Source organism: Streptomyces sp. AK08-02 (genome assembly GCF_033795085.1).
GTDB lineage: Bacteria > Actinomycetota > Actinomycetes > Streptomycetales > Streptomycetaceae > Streptomyces > Streptomyces echiniscabiei.
In genome coordinates, this window is record NZ_JARAZV010000010.1 from 280,227 (window position 1) to 299,945 (window position 19,719).

At 69.1% G+C, this 19,719-nt stretch carries 15 protein-coding genes; 8 read left to right on the top strand and 7 right to left on the bottom strand.

Annotation, left to right across the window (positions count from 1 at the left end; translation table 11 throughout):
- The first annotated feature begins 114 nt into the window (after positions 1–114).
- Together PV734_RS22465 and PV734_RS22470 are read left to right on the top strand one after the other, a co-directional pair.
- Positions 115–2,730: a M14 family zinc carboxypeptidase gene (locus PV734_RS22465; protein ID WP_319291231.1), complete on the top strand. Its 2,616-nt coding sequence runs from the start codon at positions 115–117 to the stop codon at positions 2,728–2,730.
- The gene (locus PV734_RS22470) at positions 2,727–3,914 is read left to right on the top strand and encodes a serine hydrolase domain-containing protein (protein ID WP_319291233.1); all 1,188 of its coding nucleotides are present in this window, start codon (positions 2,727–2,729) and stop codon (positions 3,912–3,914) included. Before PV734_RS22465 ends, PV734_RS22470 begins: the two co-directional genes overlap by 4 nt.
- A 91-nt stretch (positions 3,915–4,005) precedes the next feature.
- Here PV734_RS22470 and PV734_RS22475 read toward each other — a convergent pair whose 3' ends face one another.
- Positions 4,006–5,034 carry an NADP-dependent oxidoreductase gene (locus tag PV734_RS22475; protein ID WP_319093190.1) on the bottom strand — a complete coding sequence of 343 codons (1,029 nt, stop codon included), beginning with the start codon at positions 5,032–5,034 and terminating at the stop codon, positions 4,006–4,008.
- 121 nt (positions 5,035–5,155) lie between these two features.
- Here PV734_RS22475 and PV734_RS22480 point away from each other — a divergent pair, with 121 nt between their 5' ends.
- A complete protein-coding gene (locus PV734_RS22480; protein ID WP_319093191.1) occupies positions 5,156–5,593 on the top strand; it encodes a MarR family winged helix-turn-helix transcriptional regulator in 438 nt (145 codons plus the stop codon).
- A gap of 182 nt (positions 5,594–5,775) precedes the next feature.
- Positions 5,776–7,407 carry a subtype B tannase gene (locus PV734_RS22485; RefSeq protein ID WP_319093192.1) on the top strand — a complete coding sequence of 544 codons (1,632 nt, stop codon included), beginning with the start codon at positions 5,776–5,778 and terminating at the stop codon, positions 7,405–7,407.
- A gap of 98 nt (positions 7,408–7,505) precedes the next feature.
- Here the strand turns inward: PV734_RS22485 and PV734_RS22490 are convergent, their stop codons facing one another.
- From PV734_RS22490 to PV734_RS22515, 6 genes are all read right to left on the bottom strand, one after another.
- Entirely contained in the window at positions 7,506–8,327 is an 822-nt protein-coding gene (locus PV734_RS22490; RefSeq protein ID WP_319291236.1) for a hypothetical protein, read from the bottom strand.
- 227 nt (positions 8,328–8,554) lie between these two features.
- On the bottom strand, positions 8,555–9,595 hold the full coding sequence (yjfF, locus tag PV734_RS22495; RefSeq protein WP_319093194.1) for a galactofuranose ABC transporter, permease protein YjfF: 1,041 nt from the start codon (positions 9,593–9,595) through the stop codon (positions 8,555–8,557).
- The gene (locus PV734_RS22500; RefSeq protein ID WP_319093195.1) at positions 9,595–10,716 is read right to left on the bottom strand and encodes an ABC transporter permease; all 1,122 of its coding nucleotides are present in this window, start codon (positions 10,714–10,716) and stop codon (positions 9,595–9,597) included. Before PV734_RS22500 ends, yjfF begins: the two co-directional genes overlap by 1 nt.
- Positions 10,713–12,251 carry a sugar ABC transporter ATP-binding protein gene (locus PV734_RS22505; RefSeq protein WP_319093196.1) on the bottom strand — a complete coding sequence of 513 codons (1,539 nt, stop codon included), beginning with the start codon at positions 12,249–12,251 and terminating at the stop codon, positions 10,713–10,715. Before PV734_RS22505 ends, PV734_RS22500 begins: the two co-directional genes overlap by 4 nt.
- A 145-nt stretch (positions 12,252–12,396) precedes the next feature.
- On the bottom strand, positions 12,397–13,398 hold the full coding sequence (locus PV734_RS22510; protein WP_319093197.1) for an ABC transporter substrate-binding protein: 1,002 nt from the start codon (positions 13,396–13,398) through the stop codon (positions 12,397–12,399).
- Between the two features lie 245 nt (positions 13,399–13,643).
- Positions 13,644–14,660, bottom strand: coding sequence for a LacI family DNA-binding transcriptional regulator (locus PV734_RS22515; protein ID WP_319198784.1), 1,017 nt, complete (start codon positions 14,658–14,660; stop codon positions 13,644–13,646).
- Between the two features lie 498 nt (positions 14,661–15,158).
- On the opposite strand from PV734_RS22515, the gene PV734_RS22520 reads away from it, so the two are divergent.
- The 4 genes from PV734_RS22520 to chvE all read left to right on the top strand — a co-directional run bounded on the left by PV734_RS22520 (position 15,159) and on the right by chvE (position 19,710).
- A complete protein-coding gene (locus PV734_RS22520) occupies positions 15,159–16,316 on the top strand; it encodes a mandelate racemase/muconate lactonizing enzyme family protein (RefSeq protein ID WP_319093198.1) in 1,158 nt (385 codons plus the stop codon).
- Positions 16,313–17,317, top strand: coding sequence for a zinc-dependent alcohol dehydrogenase (locus tag PV734_RS22525; RefSeq protein ID WP_319093199.1), 1,005 nt, complete (start codon positions 16,313–16,315; stop codon positions 17,315–17,317). Before PV734_RS22520 ends, PV734_RS22525 begins: the two co-directional genes overlap by 4 nt.
- 166 nt (positions 17,318–17,483) lie before the next feature.
- Positions 17,484–18,452: a hypothetical protein gene (locus PV734_RS22530; protein ID WP_319093200.1), complete on the top strand. Its 969-nt coding sequence runs from the start codon at positions 17,484–17,486 to the stop codon at positions 18,450–18,452.
- Between the two features lie 139 nt (positions 18,453–18,591).
- Entirely contained in the window at positions 18,592–19,710 is a 1,119-nt protein-coding gene (chvE, locus tag PV734_RS22535) for a multiple monosaccharide ABC transporter substrate-binding protein (RefSeq protein WP_415924251.1), read from the top strand.
- Positions 19,711–19,719 lie beyond the last annotated feature (9 nt).

Below are 19,719 nucleotides of genomic sequence, written 5' to 3' on the forward strand. Positions count from 1 at the left end.
GTCCGGGGGACGCGTGGCGCGAAGACCCTCTTGTTGGAGTTGAGTCGGGAAGGTACATCTCGCGTACCGAACCCAGAGGTCCAGGAAGCACAGGAAGCACAGGAGGAGCTGCACGTGCGTCGCACAAGCCCCGTTCCGCACAGCCCTGTTCTGCTCGCGGCCCTCGCCGTCACCACGGCGGGCTCGCTCCTGCTCACCCCCCTCACCGCCACCGCCGACCGCGCGCCCGTCACCCGCGAGGGGGCGGGCGTCGAGCGGTCCCTGGCCGGCGAGCGCGCCGCCACGGCTCCCGTCGGCGCCGCCCGGCGCGCCCTCAGCGCCCCCGTCACCGGCCTCGGCGACAAGGGGCGCGGCTACCCACGCGAGCAGACCCTGTCCCCCGACCCGGTGAACCCGGCGGACAGGTCCATCAAGCTGGGCCTGACCCCGTACCACGCCATCGCCCCCAAGCTGAACGCCCTTCAGCGGCTGGGCGACCGGGTGAGCGTCGAGGTCGCGGGCCGTTCGGCGGGTGGGCACCGGCTGTACCTCGTCACGGTCACCGCGCCGGAGAGCGCCGCCCAGACGCGCGCCCAGGAGGGTATGCGTGAGCTGATCGAGAACGCTCCCTCGGTCGCCGCCAAGAGCCGTACGATCAGGCGGAGTTACAAGGCGCCCGTCTTCGTCAACAACAACATCCACGGCAACGAGTGGGAGGGCACCGACGCCTCCCTGAAGATCGTCGAGCGGCTCGCGACCGCCACCGACGCCAGGACCCGGGCGCTTCTCGCGCACAGCCGGCTCTACTTCAACATCACCGCCAACCCGGACGGCCGTATCGCCGGCACCCGCGCCAACGCCAACGGGTTCGATCTGAACCGGGACTTCGTCACCTCCTCGCAGCCCGAGGGCCGGGCGATGCGGCAGATCGAGATCGACAAGCAGCCGACCGTCATGCTCGACCTGCACGGTTACGTCAACGGCACCCTCATCGAGCCGACCACTCCCCCGCACGGCGAGAACTACGAGTACGACCTCTTCCTGAAGAACACCTACGCCAACGCTCTGGGGATGGAGGCCGCCGTCAACGGCCTCGGCTACACGCCGGCGAAGGACGGTGTCGAGCCCGCCCAGATCCCGTTCCGTGATCAGCAGGAGGGCTGGGACGACTGGCCGCCGATCTTCACCCCGCAGTACGCGGCCTTCCACGGCACGGTCGCCGCGCACACCGTCGAGATCCCGATGACGGTCAACAACCGTGCCTACGACACCCTTTCGGTCGCCGAGCTGCGCCGCCGCAGCGCGATCAACGTCGCTGTGGCCGGGGCGGCCATCACCGCCACGTTCAACTACGTCCAGGATCACCGCACTTCGCTCGTCGCCGACCAGATCGAGGTCTTCCGGCGCGGGGCCACGGGAGCCGCGCAGGTGCCCGTGTCGGCGGCGACCGTCCCGGGGGTGCCGGGTATCGGGCCGGAGGACGTCTACACGACCACCTTCCCCCGTGCGTACGTCATTCCGGCCGGCGCCCCGGCCCAACGCTCCGCGCCCGCCGCCGCCCGGCTGGTCGACCACCTGCTCGCCAACGACGTCCGGGTCACCCGCGCGAGCCACGCCTTCCGGCTCGGCGGACGGACGTACGCGAAGGGCTCGTACGTCGTCGACATGCGCCAGCCGAAACGGGGACTGGCGAACGTGCTGCTCGCCGACGGGCGGGACATCAGCGACAAGGTGTCGGTGATGTACGACATCTCGGGCTGGAGTCTGGGCCGGCTGTGGGGCGCGAGCGTCCAACCGGTCGCCGGAGGGCGCCTGTTGGGGCTGCCCGTCCGGCCGGTGACGGCGGCGACACGGGCCGGGTACGTCGCTCCGCAGGGCAGGCTGCGGCTGCGCCTGGACGACCCGCGTGCCATCGCCGCCCTCAACTCCCTCTTGCGGAGCGGGGTTTCGGTACGGCGGGCGGCGGACGGCAGCGCCGTCGTCCCGGCGTCGGCGCGCAGGCGGGCACTCGCGGCGGCCCGTACGTACGACGTGGCCTTCGACGCGACGAAGGAGACCGGGGTCTCCGTCCTGCGGCGCACCCGGGTCGCCGCGGCCGTCACACCCGGGGAGCTGTTCGCGCTGCGGGAGATGAACTTCGAGGTGACGCCGGTGTCGACGGCTGTCCTCAACGCCGGTTTCGACTGGGCCGGGGTGGATGTGCTGTTCGTGTCGCAGGACGTGGAGTACGAGGACCTGAACCCGGCCGCCCGTAAGGCGCTCGACGCCTTCCTCGACTCCCGGGGGCTGGTCGGCCGGGGTGCCTCCGGGGCCGCGCTGAACTCCGCCGCCGGGCTGCTGGCGGTGCAGCCGGTCGAGGGCAACGGGGATGCCAACGGCGTTGTCCGGGTGGTGAATTCGGGCCGCAGTCCGGTCACCGGCGGGGCGCCGGACCACGGGTTCGTGTACGCGCCCGTCTGGTTCACCGACCTGGGCCCCGGTGTGCGCGTCGACCAGTCGTACGGGAGCGGGAATCCTCTCGTCGCCGGGCACTGGCGGCCGTTTCCGGACGGGTCAGGGGGTCCGGGGGCGGCGGCGGGACAGGCGTCGGTGGTCAGCGGGCCGCACGCGGTGCTGTTCGGCACCGAGCCGCTGTTCCGGGACCACCCCAAGGGCGAGTTCGCTCAGGTGGCACGTGCTTTGCTGAGCGTGCCGAGCGCGACGACCAGGACGACCGCGACGATCGGTACGTCGAGTGAGGAGAACGGATGACGCAGGAGATCACCGAGCCCGCCGGAGGATCCGTCCGGGGCACGGTCGCCGAGGGCTTCGAGGCGGTGCGGGAGGAGTTCGCCGCCTTCGTCGCTGGTGAACTGCCGGACTACGAAGGCCAGTTGTGCGCGTATGTGCACGGCCGACAGGTCGTCGACCTGTGGGCGGGCCCGGACACCGAGCCGGACTTCGGACCGGACAGCCTCTACGGGGTGTACTCGTCCACGAAGGGCGCCGCCCATCTCGTGGTCGCCCTGCTGGTCCAGGAGGGCACCCTGGAGCTGGACCGCAAAGTCACCTACTACTGGCCGGAGTTCGCCCCCGAGGGCAAGGCGGCGCTGACCCTGCGCGACCTCATCGCGCACCGGGCCGGGCTGGTCGGCAGCGACGCCGGGTTCACCCTGGAGGAGCTGGCCGACGACCGGGTGATCGCCGAACGGCTCGCGGACCAGCGCCCGTTCTGGCGGCCGGGCAGCGCCTTCGGCTACCACGCCCTGGTCATCGGCGCGTTGACCGGCGAGGTCGTGCGGCGCGCCACGGGCCGTACGCTCCAGGAGGTCCACGAGGAGCGGGTGCGGGCCCCGTACGGCCTCGACTTCCATCTGGGGCTGCCGGAGGCGCTGGAGCCGCGCTTCCGTACCGTCCAGCCGATGCGGCCGACGCCGGAGGAGCGGGCGTTGCTCGACTCGCTGCCCTCCGGACCGCACACGCTCGCGTCGATCGCCTTCAACCGCAACGGGGCCGAGCCCACCGACATCGAGTCGCTGCCCAACCACCGGGTGGTCCGCGAGAAGGGGCCCGCGTCGGTCGGCGGGGTGGCGTCGGCGCGTGGGCTCGCCGGGCTGTACGCGGCGGCGATCAGTGCGGTCGGCGAGCACGCGCCGCTGCTGAAGCCGGACACGGTCGCGGAGTTCGGCCAGTTCCACTCGGCCGGCTACGACCTGGTGGCCCGGGCCCACAAGTCGTTCGGCCTGGGCTTCCAGAAGACCGCGGACGTGGCCTACCCGTTCCTGGGTGCCAACACCATCGGTCACAGTGGCGCGGGCGGCTCGCAGGCCTTCGCCGACCCGCACAGCGGTCTGGCCTACGGCTACGCCCGGCGCCGGTACGCCTTCCCGGGCGGAGCGGCGCCGGAGAACGAGCGTCTCGTGCGGGCCGTGCACACGGCGGCGCTGCGCGGCTGACCGCCGCTGACCCGCGTGGAGGTCACGACGACGAAGGCCGCACCCCACGTCCAGGGGTGCGGCCGGTCGGTGGCGGCTCGGATGCCGAAGCTCAGAGCTTGACGATCATCTTGCCGGTGTTGTCGCCGCGCAGGACCCCGAAGAAGGCCTCCAGGTTGTTCTCGATGCCCTCGACGACCGTCTCGCGGTACTTGAGCTCGCCGGAGCGGACCCAGGCGCCGACCTCCTCGACGAACTTCGACTGGAGGTCGTAGTGGTCGCCCACGAGGAGGCCCTCGATACGGCCGCGGGTGGCGATGAGACGGGCGAGGTTCTTGGGGCCGGGAGCGGGCTCCGTGTTGTTGTAGACGGAGATCATGCCGCAGATGGCGATCCGGCCGGCGTGCTTGAGGGAGCCGATGGCCGCCTCCAGGTGGTCGCCGCCCACGTTGTCGAAGTACACGTCGATGCCGTCGGGGGCGGCCTTGCGGAGCTGCTCGCTGACCGACCCGTCCTTGTAGTTGAAGGCGGCGTCGAAGCCGTACTCCTCCACCAGCAGCTTGACCTTGTCGTCGGACCCGGCGGAGCCGATGACCCGGGAGGCGCCCTTGAGCTTGGCGATCTGCCCGACCTGGCCACCGACGGCACCGGCGGCGCCGGACACGAACACGACGTCGCCCTCCTTGAAGGAGGCGGTGCGCAGCAGGCCCGCGTAGGCGGTGAGGCCGGTCATGCCGAGCACACCGAGGTACGTCGACAGGGGCGCGGCGTCGGCGTCGACCTTGACGGCGTCCTTCGCGTTCACCGCCGCGTACTCGCGCCAGCCGAGGAAGTGCAGGACGTGGTCGCCGACCGAGAAGCCCTCCGCGTTGGAGGCGACGACCTCGCCGACGGCCCCGCCCTGCATGACCTTGTCCAGCTCGAAGGGGGCGACGTACGACTTGGCGTCGCTCATCCGGCCACGCATGTAGGGGTCCACGGAGACGTACAGGTTCCGCACCAGCACCTGGCCCTCACGGGGCTGCGGGACCGCCGCCTCGACCAGCGCGAAGTCCTCGGCCTTGGGCCGGCCGACCGGACGGCTGCGCAGGTGCCATTCGCGGTTGACGGTGGGAAGGGCGGGGGTGGCGGTGTCGGACATGAGGGGGCCTTCCGGTGCGGCCGCGTATCTACGGTGATCCGCGGCTCAGATGCTTCAGTACGTGAAACAATAATGCTCCTGAATATTTCAGGGTGTCAAGTAAAGGGGTAGCCTGGAGAGCATGGCCACACCGGAGAAGACCCGCCGCATGGACCCTTTGAGCCTGGAGGTCGTCGACCTCATCGGGGCGGTCGTGGCCCGCTATCACGAGGAGTACGAGGAGGCGGCCACCCGGCACTCCCTCACCGGGGCACAGGCGCGCCTGCTGAGCCTGCTCTCGCTCGGTCCGCTGCCGATGCGGCAACTGGCACGGAAGCTGCGGTGCGAGCCGTCGAACGTCACCGGGATCGTGGACCGCCTGGAGTCCCGGGCCCTCGTCGAGCGCCGCCCCGACCCGTCGGACCGCCGGGTGAAGCTGGCCGCCTGCACGGACGAGGGCAACCGGGTCGCACGGAGCCTGCGCGACTCCCTGGACTTCGCGCGGGAGCCGCTGGCCGGGCTGTCCGAGGAGGAACGGGTCCTGCTGCGGGGGCTGTTGCTGCGGATGGTGGCGGTGTAACGGCGCAGCCGGGGTCGCGGGCAGAGTCATGGGCGGGGTCGTGGGCCGGGGGTGGCTTCACGTCCGATGAGAGGTACCTGTGCGTTGGCGATGAGTTCAACGAAATTGTTGACGATTTTGCCGCCACCAAAATACGTTCGCATGCGCAGGCACACCCCTCACGGACCCCCGAGGAGAACATCGTGAAGCGCAGGACCGTAATCGGAGGAGTCGGCGCGGCCGTCGCCGTCCCGGCGATCGCCACGTTCGTGAACAACGAGGCCATGGCCGGTACGGAGACCACGGCGGCTTCCACCTCGTCGTCCTCGGTCTCGTCCGGTGCACTCGCCTTCGACAGGGCCGCGTACACCGAGCTGACCACGACGATCACCACGGACGCCGGCGACAAGTCGGTGACGTACCACTTCTACAAGGCGATCACGTACGTCACGAACCCGGTCGACGAGAAGTACCAGAGCCTGAACGTCAGCGTTCCCGTCGAGATCGACGGTACGGCGGTCGACGCCACCCACGCGCCCATCCTGTTCGCCAACTCGGTGGGCGGATACATGCCGTCGTCGGTGGCCGACGCCACCGGGATCGGGGCCGGCGGGATGGGCGGGGCGCCGGGCGGGGGCGCGCCCACGGCATCCGCGTCCGCCGGTACGGGCGAGGTCGAGTCCGGCGGCAACGCCCAGGTGGATCAGCAGGGCGAGATGGTGAGCAACGCCAAGCTGGGGCTTGCGGCGGGGTACGTGGTCGTGGAGCCGGGGGCGCGCGGCCGTACGCTGGTCGACTCGTCCGGCACGTACTACGGCACGGCGCCCGCCGCGATCGTGGACCTGAAGGCCGCGGTGCGGTACGTCCGCTTCAACAAGGGCCGCATCCCGGGAAACACCGACCGGATCGTGTCCTCCGGTACGAGTGCCGGCGGTGCCCTGTCCGCGCTGCTCGGCGCGTCCGGCGACAGCCCCCTGTACTCCAAGTACCTGAAGGCGCTGGGCGCGGCGGACGCGAGCGACGCGATCTTCGCCAGCGGTGACTGGTGCCCGATCACCGATCTTGAGCACGCGGACATGGCGTACGAGTGGAACTGGGGCGCCAACAAGCTGAGTTCGGGTTCGCTGGTGGATCAGTCGGTGTCGAAGGACCTGAGTACGGCGTTCGCGGACTACCAGGCGTCGCTCAGGCTCCGGGCGAAGGGGTTCGGCTCACTGACGGCACGCAACCTGGACGACTACCTGCTGGAGACCCACCTCCGGCCGGCCGCGACCAGGTACCTCAACTCCCTTTCGGAGTCGGCGCGTTCGACGTATCTCGCGGCGAACACCTTCATCACGTGGGCCGACGGGAAGGCGACGTTCACCTGGGCCGACTTCCTGACGCACGTGGGGGCCCGGAAGAAGGACACACCGGCGTTCGACGCGTTCGATCTGTCCGCCGGGGAGAACAACCTGTTCGGGGCCGGGACCACACAGGCGCGGCACTTCACGCTGTACAGCCTGCGGCACGAGGGCAGCGCCAGTGCGCGGCTGGACGGTGACCTGCCCGAGAAGCTGACGCTGATGAACCCGATGCCCTTCCTCGCGAAGCGGAATCCCTCGCGGGCGAAGCACTGGTGGATCCGGGTCGGCACGAAGGACAGCGACACCTCGCTGTCGGTGGTGGGGAATCTCGCGGCGAGCCTTGAAGGGCTCGGGGACGACGTGAACGCGGCGATGTACTGGGACTCGGGGCACGGCGCGAACGACGACGCGGCGGACTTCATCACCTGGATAGCGAAGGTGACGGGCTACAAGGGCAAGGCGAAGGCCGCGGCCACAGGCACGAAGTAGCCCCCTATGACGCGGCGCCGGTTCATCCCGTCCCGGTGTTCGCCGCCGTGGCGTCGAGCCTCTTCTCTGTCATGCTCGGCGCCACGGCCTCCACCCGCTCAGGTGCACCACCAGAGAAACTGCTCGCACGTCTCCGAAGGTGACGGTTCCGGCGTCGGGGCGGCGGCGGTCGGGTCCGTGGACGGAGTCGTCGAGTCCGTCGGGGTCGAGGACTCTCCCCTCGTCGGCGTGGGCGCCGTACCGACCGGCGCCGACTGGGCGTCCTTGCTCCTGCTCGGTGAGACCGACGGTGACGGTGATCCCGAACTCTCCGACGCGGACGGCGACGCCGACACGTCCGAGGACGGCGAGTCCGACGCGTCATCGTCCGCCGAGGCCGACCGCTCGTCGGACAGGGGCGTCTCCGTGGCGCCGGCCTTCGCCTTCGTGCTCCCCGTCGAATCGCCGTCCGCCGCCGCGGCGTTCGGGTTCGAGCCCGGCGCGTCCGTACCCAGCTCGGCGAGGCTCAGCCCGCCCGCCGCGAGCACGAACCCCGCGACGACGAGCAGCGTCCGCTTCCGTCGCCGCCGGTGCGCGGCGGCCTTGCGGTCCCGCCGGCTGCCGGACGACTGCCCCGCGTCATCGGCCTCGGTGCCGGTGTCGTCGTCGATCACCTCGTCGGCCGCGTCGGTCTCGTCGGCGACTTCCGCGGGCGGGGCGGCGGAGGCCGTCTCCCGGCCTCGTCCGCGACCTGCCCTACGGGCCGCCGCCCGCCCAGGGCGCTCTGCCGCGGCGCCGGCACCCGCCGAGTCGTCCGCGTCCGTTTCCGGGCGCGCGTCGGTCTTCTCCGGGTACGCGTGGAGAGGTGCGTTCGATGAGCCGCACCCCGGGCAGGCGAGTGCGCCGTTGAGGTGCCGTTGGCACTGCTGGCAGTAGTCCATGACGCGGGAAGAATAAGTTCCTCACGGGGAGCGTTCCTAGGGGTCACGGTGAATATTCCGTGTGGAACTTGCGTTTTGGGTTTGCCCAGTTGAGGTCAAGGCCGATCATTCCGTGCCAACTTCTGACACGCCGGAGCGGTCCGTCGCACGGTGTGCGCGCGACGGACCGCTCCGGGTTTCTCGGGGCTGCTCCGGGCTGTTCCGGGCCGCTGGACTTCTCCCGCGGCTCAGGTTTTCTTACGGGCCGTCATGGCCCGCTGGATCAGGATGAACGCGCACAGCAGCACGCCCGTCGCGATCTTCGTCCACCAGGAGCTGAGGGTTCCCTCGAACTGGATGATGCTCTTGATGAGGCCCAGGACGAGGACGCCGAACAGGGTGCCCATGACATAGCCCGAGCCGCCCGTCAGCAGCGTGCCGCCGATGACGACCGCGGCGATCGCGTCGAGCTCCATGCCGGTCGCGTGCAGCGGGTCACCGGACTGGATGTACAGGGTGAAGAGCAGTCCCGCCAGCGCCGAGCAGAAGCCGCTCACGGTGTACACGGCGATCTTGGTGCCGCCCTGCGGGAGGCCCATCAGCATCGCCGAGTGCTCGTTGCCGCCGATGGCGTACACACGGCGGCCGAAGCGGGTGTAGTGCAGGACGTAGAAGGCGATGGCCAGCACCACCAGCGCGACGATCGCGCCGATCGACAGGAAGCCCACGCCCAGTTGTGCCTGCGCCTGCGCCATGCTGCTCACGGAGGAGTCGTCGATGGCGATCGACTCCTTGCTGATGACCAGGCACAGACCCCGGAAGAGGAACAGGCCGGCGAGGGTCACGATGAAGGGCTGGATCTCGAAGTTGTGGATCACATAGCCCATCAGGAAGCCGCCGAAGGCTCCGACTCCCAGCGCGATGGGGATGACGACCAGGATGGGCAGGCCCTGCTTCTCCACCAGCCATGCCGTGAGCATGGTCGTGAAGCCGATCACCGAGCCCACGGAGAGGTCGATGCCGCCCGAGAGGATGACGAAGGTGGCACCCACCGCGGCGACCAGCAGATAGCCGTTGTCGATGAACAGGTTGAGGAAGACCTGCGGCTCGCCGAAACCGTAGTTCTGGTAGCGGCCGAGGCCCACCAGGTACATCACGACGAAGAGCGTGGCGGTCACCACGACGGGCAGTCGTCGGTCACCGAGCAGCCGCGCCACCTTGGACGCCGTGGCGGCGGACCCGGTCGCGGGGTTGTTCCGGGTCTTGGGGGGCTGGGCGGTCGTGCTCATCACGACACCTCCATCTTCGGGGCTGCCGCGGTCGTCGGGGCGGTGTCCGCCGGGGTGGCGGCCGACGTGCCGCCGCCCTTCGCGCCGGACCCGGAGCCGAACTTCCCGCCGAAGACCTTGGTGCGGAACTTCGGGGACTGCAGCAGGCAGACGACGATGACGACGGCGGCCTTGAAGACCAGGTTGGTCTGGGTCGGTACGCCGATGGTGTAGATCGTGGTGGTCAGGGTCTGGATGACGAGGGCGCCCACCACCGTGCCGCCGATCGAGAACCGGCCGCCCGTGAGGGACGTTCCGCCGATGACGACGGCGAGGATCGCGTCGAGCTCGATCCACAGACCGGCGTTGTTGCCGTCCGCCGCCGAGGTGTTGGAGCTGATCATCAGGCCCGCGATGCCGGCGCACAGCGCGCAGAACACGTAGCACATGATCTTGATACGACGGGACCTGATGCCGACCAGGCGGCTGGCCTCGGCGTTGCCGCCGACCGACTCGACGAGCAGGCCGAGGGCGGTGCGGCGGGTCAGGGCCACCGTGACGGCCACGACCGCCGCCACCACGAAGATGGAGAACGGCAGGGTCAGCCAGTAGCCGCCGCCGATCAGCTTGTACGGCTCGCTGTTGATGGTGATGATCTGGCCGTCGGTGATCAGCTGGGCCACACCTCGGCCCGCGACCATGATGATGAGGGTCGCGATGATGGGCTGGATGCCCATCCGGGCCACCAGGAAGCCGTTCCACAGACCGCAGACGACCGCTGCCACCAGGCCGATGCCCATGGCCAGGAAGACTCCGGCCAGGGAGTCCTGGTCGGCCTGGTCACTGATGTACGAGCAGGTCAGGGCGCCGGTGATGGCGACCACGGCGCCGACGGAGAGGTCGATGCCGCCGGTCGCGATGACCAGGGTCATACCGACCGCCACCAGGATGAGCGGCGAACCGAACAGCACGATCGAGACGAGGCTGCCGTAGAGGTGGCCGTCCGTCATCTTGATCGAGAAGAAGCCGGGGGTGAAGGGGACGTTGATCAGCAGCAGGACGACCAGCACGGCCACCGGCCAGAACAGGTTGTGCTGGGTCAGCGTCCGCCAACGGGGGTTGGGGGCCGGAGTGGTGGTCACTGGTGCTCTCCGCTCGCGATGGTCTCCAGGATCCGAGTGGGAGTGATCTCGGGCCCGTTGGCGATCCGGGCGACCAGCTTGCGGTCGCGCAGCACGCCGATGGTGTGGCTGAGCCGGAGTACCTCCTCCAGTTCGGCCGCGATGTACAGCACGGACATGCCTTCCTCGGAGAGCGAGACCACGAGTTTCTGGATCTCCGCCTTCGCGCCGACGTCGATGCCGCGCGTCGGTTCGTCCAGGATCAGCAGCTTCGGCTGGGTGATGAGCCAGCGGGCGAGCAGCACCTTCTGCTGGTTGCCGCCGCTGAGCTGACCGACCCGGGCCTCCGGGTTGGCGGGGCGGATGTCCAGCGCCTTGATGTACTTGGCGACGAGTTCGTCACGCTGGGCGACCGGGATGGGCCGGGTCCAGCCGCGGGCCGCCTGCAGGGCGAGGATGATGTTCTCGCGCACCGTCAGGTCGGGCACCAGGCCCTCGGACTTGCGGTTCTCCGAGCAGAACGCGACCCCGGCGCCGATGGCGTCGTTCGGGGCGCTCATGGAGACCTGCTTGCCGCCGATGGCCAGCTTGCCGCTGTCGGGCTGGTCGGCGCCGAAGAGCAGCCGGGCGAGTTCGGTACGGCCGGAGCCGAGCAGGCCCGCCAGGCCCAGGACCTCGCCCTTCTTGATCTCCAGGTCGAAGGGGGCGATACCGCCCGTCCGGCCGAGACCCTCCGCTTCGAGCAGCGGTTCGCCGACCTCGGCGTGCAGCTGGTGCTCGTGGAGCCCCTCCAGCTGGTCCATGGCCTTGCCGATCATGAGCTGGATCAGTCCGACCTGGTCGAGTTCGCTGACCAGGTGTTCGCCGACGAGGGTGCCGTTGCGCAGGACGGTCATGCGGTCGCAGATCTCGTAGATCTGGTCGAGGAAGTGCGAGACGAACAGGATCGCCACGCCCTCGTCCCTCAACTGCCGCATCAGACGGAACAGTTCGAGGACCTCGTCGCGGTCGAGGCTGGAGGTCGGCTCGTCCAGGACCAGGACCTTTGTGCCGGCTCCGGCGCCGTCGCTGTCGCCGGTGCCCACCGACCGTACGATCGCGACCAGTTGCTGCACGGCCAGCGGGTACGAGGACAGGGGCGCGGTGACGTCGATGTCGAGGCCGAGCCGGTCGACCAGCTCCGCCGCGTCCTGGCGCATGCGCTTCCAGTCGATGCGGCCGAAGCGGGTGGGTTCACGTCCGATGAAGATGTTCTCCGCCACCGACAGGTTGGGGCAGAGGTTCACCTCCTGGTAGACGGTGCTGATGCCGGCCTGCTGCGCCTGGAGCGGGCTGCCGATCCGCACGGTCGTCCCGTCGAGGGTGATCGTGCCGTCGTCCAGCGTGTAGACGCCGGTCAGCACCTTGATGAGGGTGGACTTACCGGCTCCGTTCTCGCCCATCAGGGCGTGGATCTCACCGGGGAAAAGCCGGAAGTCGACACCCGACAGAGCCCGTACCCCCGGAAACTCCTTGACTATGCCCGTCATCTCCAGGACGGGCCGCGGCTCTGCCATGGCAGCGCTCCTTGAATCTCGTTCAGGCCCACGGTTTGTTTGGTCGGGCCCACGATTTCGTTCAGGCCCGCAGGGAGCCCCCGGGACCGTCCTCCGTACGGAGGGTCCGGTCGGGTGGGGGCTCCCTGCCGATGGGTGCGGTCGGTCAGTACTTGCGGGTGGGGAGCGCGGCCTTGGCCTGGTCCTGCATGAAGTCGCCCTCCTTGGTCTTGATCCAGCGCTCGACCGTCTCGCCGTCCTTGACCTTCTTCACGACCTCCATGAGCTGGGGGCCGAGCAGCGGGTTGCACTCGACGATGGCGTTGATCTTGCCCTCGGACATGGCGATGAAGCCGTCCTTCACGCCGTCGATCGAGACGATCAGGATGTCCTTGCCGGGCTTCTTGCCGGCCGCCTCGATGGACTGGATGGCGCCGATGGCCATGTCGTCGTTGTGCGCGAACAGGACGTTGATGTCCGGGTTGGACTGCAGGAAGGCGGCCATGACCTGCTTGCCGCCGGCGCGGGTGAAGTCACCGGTCTGGCTGACGACGATCTTCCAGTCGGAAGCGTGGTCGGCGTCCATGATCTCCTTGAAGCCCTTGGCGCGCTCGATCGCGGGGGCGGCACCGGTGGTGCCCTCCAGCTGGGCGATCTTCACGGCACCCTTGTGGCCGGCCTTCTCCAGGACCTTCTCAAGGATCTTGCCGGCGCGGCGGCCCTCGTCCGTGAAGTCGGAGCCGACCAGGGTGACGTACAGGGATTCGTCGGAGGTCTCGACGCTGCGGTCGGTGAGGACGACCGGGATCTTCTTGGCCTTGGCCTCCTTGAGCACCGCGTCCCAGCCGGTGACGACCACCGGGGAGAAGGCGATGACGTCGACGCCCTGGGTGATGTAGCTGCGGATCGCGGAGATCTGGTTCTCCTGCTTCTGCTGCGCGTCGGAGAACTTCAGGTTGTAGCCCGCCTCCTTGGCGGCGGCCTTCACCGAGTCGGTGTTGGCGCTGCGCCAGCCGCTCTCCGAGCCGACCTGGGAGAAGCCGAGGACGATCTTGCCGTCACCGCCGGAGCTGGTGGAGTCGCCGTCGTCCTTCTTGGCGCAGGCCGCCAGGCCCGTCGCAGCCGCCACGCCGACCGCCGCGGTGAGGAAGTTCCTTCTGTTGAGCATGTGTCTTCTCCTTTGAAGAGCCGCCGGCCCGGTGATGGGCCCGCTGGTACTCGTCGTGCTCGTCGTGCTGGTGGTGCTCATGGGGGGTGCTGGTCGTACAGGTGGTGCCAGTGGTGCCGGTGGTGCGTTTTGGTACTCGTGGGGCTCGGTGTGACAGGTCACGAAACGTCCAACCTGTCGATCATTGTTCGAGATATCGGCCACCCTGATGGGGTGAGAACGATCTTCGAACCGGTCGTTCCCCCTCAGCCGGGAGCGGTCGCCGACTGAGGGGCGTAGGGGAAAGTACTGGCGCGGACGAGGAGTTGGGGTTCGATGGCGACCCGGGACGTCCCGGACGGGGACCGGCCCTCGATCAGGTCCAGCAGCAGGGCGATGCTCTGCTTGCCGACCGCCGAGAAGTCCTGCCGGACGGTGGTGAGCGGCGGCGCGAAGAACTCCGACTCCGGGATGTCGTCGAAGCCGACCACCGCGACGTCCTGGGGAGTGCGTACGCCCGCCTCACGCAGCGCCCACAACACCCCCAGGGCCATCTGGTCGTTGGCGACGAAGACGGCGGTCAGACCGCGGCCCACCCAGCCCGCGAGCTGCTGGCCGGCACGATAGCCCGACAGCGGGCTCCAGTCACCCCGCAGCGGCGCCGGGGGGTCGATGCCCGCCGCTTCGAGGGTCGTGCGCCAGCCGTCGGCCCGGTCCACCGCCTCCTGCCAGTTCTCGGGCCCGGCGAGATGCCAGACCGTGCGGTGGCCGGTGGCCAGCAGATGGCCGGTGGCGAGCCGCGCGCCCAGTCGCTGGTCCACGTTGACGCTGGGGATCTCCACCCCGGAGCCGGTGCCCACGGCCACCACCGGGAAGGGGTGGCGGAGTTCGGTGAGGGCCTCGACCGCCGAGCGCTGCGGGGCGAGGGCGATCACTCCCTCCACCCCGCCCTCGCTGAGCCGGTGCATGGCCTCGGACACCGTCTCGACGTTCAGTTCGCGCAGGCTGACCGTCGAGACGAGGTACCCCTCGGCGCGTGCCGCCTCCTCCAGCGCGAACAGCGTGCTGGCCGGCCCGTAGAGCGTGGTGTTGGAGGCGACCACACCCAGGGTGAGGGTGCGCCGGGTCGCCAGCGCCCGTGCGGAGGAGTTTCGGCGGTAGCCCATCTCCTCGATGGCCTGCAGCACCCTGGCCCGTGTCTCGTCCCGCACGTTGGGGTGGTCGCCCAGTACGCGGGACACGGTCTGGTGGGACACGCCGGCCTGGCGTGCCACGTCGGCCATGGTGGGCGGCCGGAGCTGTGCGTGGGGCTGAAAACTGGTCTGCGACTGGGTCACGGCTGCACCTCCCTGGCGGTCGTCTGCGGATAAGTCCTTCGATACGGGCGGTCGTCTCCGCGCCGCCGGCCTCACTCCGGGCTTCCGGAGAGCCGTAAGGCGTCGGGGGGAACGGCGAGTTGGGGCACTGGTGACATGACGCTCATGTTTCCCCCGGATGCCGTTGGTCGACGACTGATGAATGCGGAGGTCATTGTGAGCGCTAACAATCGACGGCGGTCAAGAGGGCTGCGCCAGGGAGGCTGTCACGGTTGGATAACGCGCCGTGCCAAGGCCAGGAGGGGTGTCGCCGCGAAGATGTGGGAACGGATGGCTGTTGTCCAAGACACGCGCAGGGTTGTTTGTTCGACCCATTGACACTCCGCCCGAAGCATCCTTACTGTCGCGACAGCATTTCGAACAAGTGACGAAATCTCGAACAGACCAAGAGGACGAGGGAGTACCGTGCGCATCACGGGAATCAGCACGCACGTGGTCGGGACGCCGTGGCGGAACCTGACCTACGTCCAGGTGCACACCGACGAGGGACTCACCGGCGTCGGCGAGACCCGCATGCTGGGCCACACCGACGCACTGCTCGGCTATCTGCACGAGGCGCAGACGAATCACATTCTCGGCTCCGACCCGTTCGCTGTCGAGGATCTGGTCAAGCGCATGAAGTACGGCGACTACGGCCGGGCCGGCGAGATCGTGATGTCCGGCATCGCCGTGATCGAGATGGCCTGCTGGGACATCAAGGGCAAGGCCCTCGGCGTCCCCGTGTGGCAGCTGCTCGGCGGCAAGGTCACCGACAAGGTCAAGGCGTACGCCAACGGCTGGTACACCACCGAACGCACCCCGGAGGCGTACCACAAGGCGGCGCAGGGCGTCATGGAGCGCGGCTACAAGGCGCTCAAGATCGACCCCTTCGGGACCGGCCACTTCGAGCTGGACCACGCGGAGAGCATGTACGCCGTCTCCCTGATCGAGGCCGTGCGTGACGCCATCGGGCCGGACGCCGAGCTGATGCTGGAGATGCACGGCCGCTTCTCGCCCTCGACCGCTGTCCGGCTCGCCAAGGACCTGGCGCCCTTCAAGCCCGCGTGGCTGGAGGAGCCGTGCCCGCCGGAGAACCTGAAGGCGCTGGAGAAGGTCGCCGCCAAGGTCGACATCCCGGTCGCCACGGGTGAGCGGATCCACGACCGGATCGAGTTCCGGGAGCTCTTCGAGAGCCAGGCCGTGGACATCATCCAGCCCGACGTCGGCCACATCGGCGGCATCTGGGAGACCCGCAAGCTGGCCGCGACCGCCGAGACCCACTACACGCTGGTCGCGCCGCACAACGTGGGCGGACCGGTGCTGACCGCGGCCTCCCTCCAGGTCGGGTTCACCTCCCCGAACTTCAAGATCCTTGAGCACTTCAACGACTTCGCGGACGCGGAGATCAAGAAGATCGTCTCGGGGGCCCCTGAGGTCGTGGACGGCTACTTCCACCTCTCCGACAAGCCCGGCCTCGGTGTCGAGCTGGACGTGGACGCGGCGGCGGAGTTCCCGCAGCAGCAGGCACGGTTCGACCTCTGGGCAGAGGGCTGGGAGCAGCGCAAGCCCAAGGGGACCGAGTGAGCAGCACCGTGGTGATCGAGGCTCCGGGCGTGCACCGAGTGGTGCCGCACGAGCCTCGTCAGCCGGAGGCCGGCGAGGCCCTCGTCAGGGTGCACGCCGTCGGGATCTGCGGCAGCGACCGCGAGGTCTACCAGGGCAACAGGCCCGAGGGATACGTCCGTTACCCCCTCACACCGGGTCACGAGTGGTCCGGCACGGTGGCGGCGGTCGGCGCGGGGGTTCCTTCAACTCTCGTAGGCCGCAAGGTGGTTGGCGAGGGTTTCCGCAACTGCCAGGTGTGCGACCGCTGTCACGCGGGCGAGACCACGCTGTGCACGGCCGGGTACGAGGAGACCGGGTTCACCGAGCCCGGCGCGATGGCCACCACCCTGACGCTGCCCGCCCGTCTGCTGCACGTTCTGCCCGAGGACGCGGATCTCACGGCGGCTGCGCTGTTGGAGCCGGCCGCGTGCATCGCGGCCGCCGCGCTCAAGGCGAACGCCGTTCCGGGTGAGCGGGTCGCCGTGGTGGGCACGGGCACGCTCGGGATGTTCGCCATTCAGTTCCTGAAGGCGGGCTCGCCGTCCGAGCTGCTGGTCGTGGGGACGCGTCCGGACCGGGCCGAGCTGTCGAAGAAATTCGGCGCCACGGCCTTCCTCACGAAGGACCAGGAACTCCCCGGAGACTTCGACGTCGTCATCGAGACCGCCGGGTCCGCGGACGCGGCGGTCACCGCCGCGTCCCTGCTGCGGCGCGGCGGCCGGCTGGTCCTCACGGGGATCCCGGCGGCGGGTGCGGACGGGCTCGACCCGACGGACCTCGTCGTACGGCAGCTGGAGGTGCACACGGTGTTCGGCGCGGCGCCGGACGCCTGGGCGCACACGGTACGGGTCTTCGGGGCCGGGCTCCTCGATCCGCTGCCGCTGGTCACGCACGAGCTGCCGTTGGAGGAGTTTCCGCAGGCCATCGAGCTGGTGGGGTCGGGCGACCCGAAGGTCGGAAAGGTCCTGCTGCGGCCATGACACACCCCTGAGCCGTACGCCGGTACGGGGTACCTGACGACTCCGTACCGGCGTACACCCAAAGTCTTGTGCAACCAGAGCCGCGAACCTCGTCCGAAATACCGAACCCGCTGAACCTGCCGGACCTCGCGAATCCGCCGGACCTGCCGATCCTGAAGGACAGACTGTGACCGACACCAACGCCTCCGCAGCCCGACGCCCCGGAGAGCCGGCGCTCGCCGCGCTCGGCCTGGGTGCGCCCGCCCTCGACCCCGCCGACGCCTCTCCGCACGCCTTCCCCGGCGGCGGTCGCTGGCGTACCGAGGTGCCCTCCGTGGAGGGTCCCGAGGCCCTCGGTGTGGTCCTCAAGGAGTCCTCGCGCCTCGATGTGCCGATCCACCGGGTCAGCCAGGGCAGCGGTATCTGGATGCTGACCGACGCCGAGATCACCGAGATGGTGGAGGCGACGGCCGAACGGGACATCGAGCTCTGCCTGTTCACCGGGCCGCGCGGCACCTGGGACATCGGCGGCTCCACCCGTACCGACTCCAAGGGCGGCGGGCTGCGTGCCCGGGGTCACGACGCGGTCGCCGGCTGTGTCGAGGACGCGGTGCGCGCGACCGAGCTGGGTGTGCAGTGCCTGCTCGTCGCCGACGAGGGCGTGCTGTGGGCCCTGCACCGGGCGCGGCTCGCGGGGATCATCCCGGCCGAGACGACCCTCAAGGTGTCGGCGCTGATCGGACCGGTGAACCCGGCCGCGTACGCCGTGTACGAGAACCTCGGCGGCGACTCGATCAACGTGCCGAGCGACCTGACGCTCGATCACCTCACGGAGATCCGGCGGGTGTCGGCCGCTCCCATGGACATGTACATCGAGGCGCCCGACGATCTCGGCGGCTACATCCGGATGTACGAGGTGGCCGAGCTGATCAGGCGCGGCGCGCCGCTCTACCTGAAGTTCGGGCTGTCCAAGGCTCCGGGGATCTACCCCTACGGGAACCACCTGCGCGATCTGGCCCTGAACACGGCCAAGGAGAGAGTGCGGCGCGGCCGGCTCGCCCTGGACCTGCTCGCACGCCACGGCGCGGACGGCGACATGGCGCCGCTCGGCTCCCGGCTGCCCGGCGATCTGAAGCGGTTCGAAACACCTGCATAACGTTACGGACAACGCCCTTAACAAAAGACGACGCAGTCGCACAGACTCCGACACGACTCTCTCTTCTCCGGGATCGCTCGCATCACCGACCGGGCGCCCGACCCGCCAGACCGCTCCTGGCCTCACGACATCAAGGATGATGATCATGCGTACTCGTAGAGCCGCACTCTCCGCCATAGCCACCTCGGCCGTGCTCGCCCTCTCCCTCTCCGCCTGTGGCCAGGACAGTGAGGGTGGCAGCGACACCAGCGGGGACAGCGCAAAGGGCGGCACCATCGGCATCGCGATGCCCACCAAGTCCTCGGAGCGCTGGATCGCCGACGGCGCCAACGTGGTCAAGGACCTGGAGTCGAAGGGCTACAAGACCCAGCTGGTCTACGGGGAGGACGACCCCGACCAGCAGGTCTCGCAGATCGAGAACCTGATCACCAAGGGTGTCAAGGCCCTGATCATCGCGGCCATCGACAACAAGTCGCTGAACAACGTGCTGCAGCAGGCCGCCGACGCCAAGATCCCGGTCATCTCCTACGACCGTCTGATCCTCGGCACGAAGAACGTCGACTACTACGCGTCCTTCGACAACGAGAAGGTCGGCGAGCTCCAGGGCAACTACATCCTGGAGAAGCTCGGCCTCAAGGACGGCTCGAAGAAGGGCCCGTTCAACATCGAGCTGTTCGCCGGCTCGAACGACGACAACAACACGAAGTACTTCTTCGGCGGCGCGATGAACGTCCTGCAGCCGTACATCGACAAGAAGCAGCTCGTCGTCAAGTCCGGCCAGACCGCCCTGACCCAGGTCACCACGCTCCGCTGGGACGGCGGCACCGCGCAGAAGCGCATGGACGACATCCTGACCGCGGCGTACAAGACCGACCGCGTCGACGCGGTGCTCTCGCCGTACGACGGCATCTCCATCGGCATCCTGTCCTCGCTGAAGTCGGACGACTACGGCTCCAAGAACAAGCCGCTGCCGATCGTCACCGGCCAGGACGCCGAGGTCGCCTCGGTCAAGTCGATCATCGCGGGCGAGCAGTCGATGACCGTCTACAAGGACACCCGCGAACTCGCCAAGGTGGCCTCCAACATGGTGGACGCGGCGCTCACCGGCAAGACGCCGGAGACCAACGACACCAAGACGTACGACAACGGGTCGAAGGTCGTTCCCGCCTACCTGCTCACCCCGGTGAGCGTCGACAAGACGAACTACCAGAAGGTCGTCGTCGACTCGGGTTACATCAAGGCCGGCGACCTCAACTAACCCCCGCAC